The sequence below is a fragment of the Kitasatospora sp. NPDC056181 genome, assembly GCF_042266225.1.
Lineage (GTDB): Bacteria > Actinomycetota > Actinomycetes > Streptomycetales > Streptomycetaceae > Kitasatospora.
This window is the reverse complement of record NZ_JBHJUK010000271.1, coordinates 1-5,781: the sequence shown is the minus strand read 5'-3', so window position 1 is coordinate 5,781 and position 5,781 is coordinate 1. Positions and strand designations below refer to the sequence as shown.

The following is a 5,781-nucleotide window of genomic DNA, read 5'->3' as shown; positions in this document are numbered from 1 at the left end:
GCGTCAGAGCGCCCTGACGGCGTTCCGACGTACCGCCGCGACCACCACCCCCGTCGTGATCGTCATCAGCCTGGCCGGCTGCCTGCTCGGAACGATGGCCACCATCAACGCCGCGCAGGTCACCACGGTCCGCGAGCAGCTGTCCCGGACCGACTTCGTGGTCCTGCCCGCCGGTGGCCCCGGCCTGAGCCGGGCCGTGGTGGAGCGGGTTCGCGACGTCCCCGGCATCACCACCGTCGTCACCACCCCGACGACCGTCTTCGCGGCGCGGGATCGCGAGCCGGCCGCGGCCCGCCACGCTGCCGCCGTCGACTCGGCCGCCATGGCCGCCGTCTCCCGGCTGCGGGTCGTGTCGGGCTCGCTCACCGACCTCGGCCCGGACTCGATCGTCGTCGGCAGCGAGTGGCCCGGTTCACCCCGCGCGGGCGACCGGCTCACGGTCTGGCTGGCCGACGGCACCCCCCGGACGCTGCAGGTGGCCGCCGTCCTCGCCGCAGGGAACGACACCGTCCAGGCCTACCTGGACTCCGGCCACGCGGGCACCACCCTCCCGAGCCGGATCACCGTGCGACTCGCCCCCGGTACGGACCACGCCAGGACGGCCGCGGCGCTGGGCGCCGCCGTCCAGGGCCTGGGCGCGCGCGTCGCCACCCCGTCGGAGGTGTCGGCCGCCGCCACCGACGCCAACGAGGAGAGCTCCCGCAACGGCATGCTGATGATCCTCGGTCTGTCGATCCTCTACGCGCTCGTCGCGCTCGCCAACACCCTGGTCATGACCATCACCGACCGCCGGCGCGAACTCGCTGTGCTGCGCCTGGCCGGCGCGACGAGAGGCCAGGCGCTTGCAGCGGTCGCGGTGGAAACCCTGCTGTGCGTGGCCGCGGGTGCCGTCGTCGGCGCCCTCGCCTCGACCCTCAGCATCGCCGGGTCGTGGGCCGCCCTGCACCGGCTGGTCGGCGCCACCCCGGCCGTCGTGCCCTGGACCCTCCTAGGCGAACTCCTCGCCGCTTGCGCGGCCGTCGCCCTGCCGGCCGCCGTCCTGCCCGCCGCCCTCGCCCTGCGCGGGCGCGACGGCCGGAGCATCCTCGCCGGGATCAGCGGGGAGGGCGGCTGATCACGCTCCCGTCGTCCTGAGCGCCCGCACGGACGGTGGCGATCGCCGCCTACGTCCTGATGGCCTCGATCTCCGTCGGCTGAACACCGTCGCCGCCCCTGGCGCCGCCGACCCCGTGCCACGAGGCGCCGCTCGAACAGCACTTTGACGTGGCACGGAGGCCGCTGCTCTTCTGTCGCGCCGTCACCCCCTGTCTTCTCGCAGGAGTGCGGCGTGCGCACCCACCGCCGTACAGCACTGACCGCCGTCCTGCTCGCCGCCCTGGCCGTCACCGGCCGCACCGGCAGGAATTCGTCCTCCGGCGACGGCGCGCCGCCGGCCGCGGAGCACGGGACCAGCCCAAGGGCCCGGCCGAATGGCTGCCCGCCCGTCCCGACATCCGCTGCGCCTACGCGGTGCGCTTCGCCCAGGTCGCCCTCAAATACGGCCTGCCGGTCACGCCGGCCGGCCCGACGGAGGCGGCCGCCGTTTCGGCACCGGCGCGCTGATCGGCGCGGGTGCAGCCGGCCTGGTGGGCGGCGCTCTCCTCAATGAGGCATTCAGCGACGACGAGCCCAACGTGGTCGTCAACAACTACTACGAGGACTGACATCCGCCCGCGGTGAGGGTCGCCCCGTCCGGAGGTTCCCCCTCACCCCAAGGGCTGTCCCGCAACGACCGGTCACGGCCCGGGAAACGGCGGGATGTGGGCCATCACTTGCAACAACTCCGTTGCAGCTGCGGCCTCCTCCGGCCGGGCGGAGGAAGCCACACCCTCGATGACTGACCGGCCGGCGTAGACGGCTGCCCTTGCGGCTGACTCCCAGCCGGGTTGCTGCCGGTAGCTGGTGTCGCGCCTGCCGTCCCTGGTCGCCGCAGCGGCGGAGTGCCACTGGTCGGTACGGCAGATGCTTCCCAGCAGGCCCAGCAACTCGGCCTTGCAAGCCACGTGCGGGGTCCCGGCCAGTTCGACAAGGAACGGGACCGTGGGAGCGGTCGCCTCGCCGACGATGAACCCCAGTGCACAGATGGCATCGCCCAGTTCATCGATGGCGATGCGGGCCGCGCCCGCATCCCCGTATGCGATCCGGGACAGCAGAGGGGGAATGCCGCCGGCCGGCGACCCCGTCGCGTCGCGCAGCTCTGCCCAGCGGACCCCAGAGACGCTCCTCAACAGACTTCCCACGCCCTGCTCCTCATCAGATCCTCACGCCCGCTCCGGCGGGCCTGGTGCCATGATCTTGCCGTGACTGGTGATCACGGCATCGGAATCCTCCTGGACAGCCCCGTTCACTGGCCTGGGCCCGCGCGATTTCAAGAAGCTGATCACGATGCTCCGCCGCGAGGGTGCCGACACTGTCCGCCCTGGCCGACCGTGGAGCCTCCCGCTGGAGGGCCGGGTCCTGCTGGTCGCGGCCTACTGGCGCACCAAACTGACGCTGCGGCAGCTCGCGCCGCTCTTCGGGGTGTCCAAGTCGGCAGCCGGCCGGATCACCGACCACATCGGCTCGCTCCTGGCGCTCAAGCCCCGCCGACGGTTCCGAAAGGACACCGTGATCCTCGCCGCCGCCTGCACCGCCCTCGTCCTGGACGGCGACATGCCCGAGGTCGGACGGGAGCAGATCGAGGACCGGTCCGGCACCGTCACCCGCGCCGGCTGGTGGATCGACCAGCGCTCGTCCGAACCCTGCGCGCTGCCCGAGCTGCCCAAGCTGCTCGACGCCGTCGGGGACGCCGACCGGCCGGCCGGGAATCCCTTCGTGTGACCTCCCGGTGCCCCTGCCTCGGGGCAGGGGCACCGGGACCATCGCCCGGCACTTTCATGCAGGCACCGGTCGTCGGGAAGCGGATCCGGTCACCGGCGGGGCGGGATCGCTTCGGCCGCGGATTCCCCTCCCGCAGTTCGAAGGCCTCGTTGAGCGTCCCCATGGGGTGGTGTCCGAGTTTGGCGCTCGGTGAGCCCTGGGACGTGGCCTTCGGGAAGCGACCGTCGCCGGCCCCGTGGGGCGTGGCGGCCTACGCGGGTTCCGGGCCGGCCTGCGCCGTGACGACCGTGGTCGGCCGGGAGCCCGGTGTGGGTGCCTCCGAGCGTGTCACGGGCTGCTCGGTGAGGCGACGAAGGTGTAGGCGCCGAGTTCGAGGAACAGGGCGTCCTGGAGCTCGGGTACGCCGGTGAGGGGGACGGCGAGTCGCCGTTCGAGTTTTCCGGCGTTGGCGGTCACCGGGTTGTAGGCCCGCAGCACGATCCGGGCGTCGCACGGGAGGGGCTGGTCGAGCTGGACCACGACCGTGACGGTGCCGGAGTAGTTGGCGGGCAGGACGATCGAGCGCGTGTAGCCCTCGTCGGTGCCGGGCGCATAGATCTGCGCCGTCAGGCTGAACGGGGCCTGCTGGTCGGTGTTGGAGAAGGTCGCGGTGCCCGCGGGCAGGTCGGTGCCGGAGATCCCGAAGACGAAGCGCGTCGGGGTGTTGTTGAGGTTGGCGATGGCCAGGTTGGAGAGGACGTACCTCGTCTGCCGGCACGGGATGACGTCGATGTTGCGCCAGCCGACGTTGGGGTTGTACCTGACCCAGTTCAGGTAGTCGACGAGCGAGCCGAACGTGGGCAGTGCGGCGGGCATGGGGTGGGCGGGGGTGTCCACGGTGGCGATCGTGCAGTAGTGACCCGGCGGGTTCTGGCTCGGCCAGAGGAAGGCGGACCTGCTGACACAGATCTGTCCGGGCGGGATCTCCCGGGCGCCGCCGCGGACGGTGAACGGCACGGCGGTACCGCCGCCCTCGGCGGTGAGCGGGGTCCATGCCCGCGGGTCCAGGAGCAGCCCTCCGGGGGCGTAGTAGAGCCTGACGTTGCCGGAGGAGGGGCAACCGGTCCTGAGGTTCTTTCCCCGGACGTAGATGCGGTTGAGCCGCCCGTACACGATGGGGTGGCTCAGTCCGAGGTCGGGGCCGTCGTAGCTGGACTCCAGCAGACCGAAGTCGAGGATGTCGCTGCCGAAGGGGATGATGTCCGGGGACTCCCAGACGGGGTCGGCCGTGGGGGTCTGTCCCACGTCCGGGAAGTTGTCCCGGACGAGGATGTCGTTCCAGTTGGCGGCGGCGTTCATGGTTCCTCCCGAGTGGATGGTGTGTTCCGGCGGGCACGACGGGCCCGGTCGCGGGGGTACGTCTTCTTCGACGGTGATCCGTTGGTCGCGGAACTGCCTGCCAAGGGTCGTGTGTTGGCTTCCGCGCTGGTGGGCGGGGCCGTCCCATGGTCGTCGGGGCGGTGCAAATTCCCCGGGGAAGGCATCTTTCGGACTGCCACTGGAGATGGCTGTCCTCATCGGCGAGCGTGTGTGAGGTCGCCGGGGGATGTCGGTGAGGTGGTCCTGGGGCATCGGTCATCGGTGCGGCGGAAATGCCCGTTCCGAATGTCGCGGTGACGGCACCGAAAGCGAATCCCCGCAAGCGGTGGATCCGCGGGGAGCGTCCCGATACAGGAAAATGTATCGGGCTCGAACCACCTTGCCCAATAGGCCGGAAGAGTGAATGCCCGGCACGTGCTGCTGCCGCCGACCGGGTGGGCGCCTACTTGAAGCGGCAGACATCGCGCTTCGGCACGACAGAACTGACTGACACTCAGGCTGCGGCGCGGCTTGGCTGGTTGAGTGCCGGCTCGGCTGCCCCGACGTGTACCACTGGTCTCCGGCCGAGCCAAATCGACGAATCCACGGATCCTCTCCCCGTCAGCCCGACAGCCGGGCGCCACCGCCCGTCCGAGAGGGAACGCCGTGACCGCCCACCTGCAGCGCGCCACCACCACGGCCGCGCTGATTCCCGCGCGCTACGGACACGACGACCCCCGCCACCGGCTGCGGCGGCGGCCGCGGCCGCGGCCGATCGGCGCTGACTACCGCGGCGCCGACAAGCAGCTGCCCGACTTCGGTGTCCCGCAGGAGACCCTCGGCGGCGGTGTCCTGGACGCCCCGGCCGCACGCATCGGCTCCCGGGTACCCGAACGGCCGGTGTGGGTGTGCTCGGTGCACTCCGATCCCCCAGCCGGCCATCTGGCCACGGCCGCTGAAGCGTTCCTCCGACGTCAGGGAGAGGCCCCATGATTTGCACGAGAGCCGGCCGCGCCCCGCCGCCGCCCACTCGACACCCCAGGAATCCTCTTGCCCTCCCCACGCACCAGCGCGCCGTCGACCACCACCGGGTCCGACGCGCCCTCTACCTCCTCTTCGCCGTCCTCGGCGCCGCCCTCGCCTTCGGCTCCCTCGCCTGGCTGACCGGCAGCCTCACCAACTGGGCCCTGATCGAGCCGAAACTGACGGCATGGAGGAAAGCCCGACTCGACCGCCGGCCCACCGGGAGGCCAGCCCAGGTCGAACTGCGCGACGTCTTCAACGCAATCCTGTACATCAACCGCACGGGAATTCCCTGGAAGTACCTCCCGCACGACTTCCCCAACCACGGCACCGTCTACGCGTACTACGCCGCCTGGCGCGACGAGGGCATCAACGTGCCCCTGACCAGCCAGGGAGCCGACGCCGCCAAGAAAATCGTCGGCCGCAAACGAGGCATCCTCACCGACACACTCGGACTCCTCCTCGCCGTGACCGTCACCGCCGCGAGCCTGTCCGAGAACGCCCTGGGAATCCGCCTCCTCAACCAGGCCAAGAAGACCTACCCCAGCATCTCCAAGAGCT

General features: G+C 71.3%; 5 protein-coding genes and 1 pseudogene. 4 read left to right on the top strand and 2 right to left on the bottom strand.

Annotated features, from left to right (window positions below; genetic code table 11):
• The coding region (locus tag ACFC1F_RS42465) for an ABC transporter permease (protein WP_376167075.1) at window positions 1–1,114 on the top strand (1,114 nt) is incomplete at its 5' end.
• Window positions 1,115–1,775: 661 nt separating this feature from the next.
• Here ACFC1F_RS42465 and ACFC1F_RS42460 read toward each other — a convergent pair.
• Window positions 1,776–2,279 carry a hypothetical protein gene (locus ACFC1F_RS42460; protein WP_376167073.1) on the bottom strand — a complete coding sequence of 168 codons (504 nt, stop codon included), beginning with the start codon at window positions 2,277–2,279 and terminating at the stop codon, window positions 1,776–1,778.
• Between the two features lie 64 nt (window positions 2,280–2,343).
• Between ACFC1F_RS42460 and ACFC1F_RS42455 the strand changes: the two are divergent.
• Window positions 2,344–2,730, top strand: a pseudogene (locus ACFC1F_RS42455) (transposase family protein); the annotation flags it as partial.
• A 456-nt stretch (window positions 2,731–3,186) separates the two neighbouring features.
• Here ACFC1F_RS42455 and ACFC1F_RS42450 read toward each other — a convergent pair.
• A complete protein-coding gene (locus tag ACFC1F_RS42450; RefSeq protein ID WP_376167071.1) occupies window positions 3,187–4,197 on the bottom strand; it encodes a hypothetical protein in 1,011 nt (336 codons plus the stop codon).
• A gap of 666 nt (window positions 4,198–4,863) precedes the next feature.
• Between ACFC1F_RS42450 and ACFC1F_RS42445 the strand changes: the two genes are divergently transcribed.
• Window positions 4,864–5,190 (top strand): hypothetical protein, encoded by a 327-nt coding sequence (locus ACFC1F_RS42445; protein WP_376167068.1) that lies wholly within the window; start codon window positions 4,864–4,866, stop codon window positions 5,188–5,190.
• Window positions 5,187–5,781 (top strand): transposase (locus ACFC1F_RS42440; protein ID WP_376167066.1); only part of this gene is annotated, 595 nt, incomplete at its 3' end. The genes ACFC1F_RS42445 and ACFC1F_RS42440, both read left to right, overlap by 4 nt.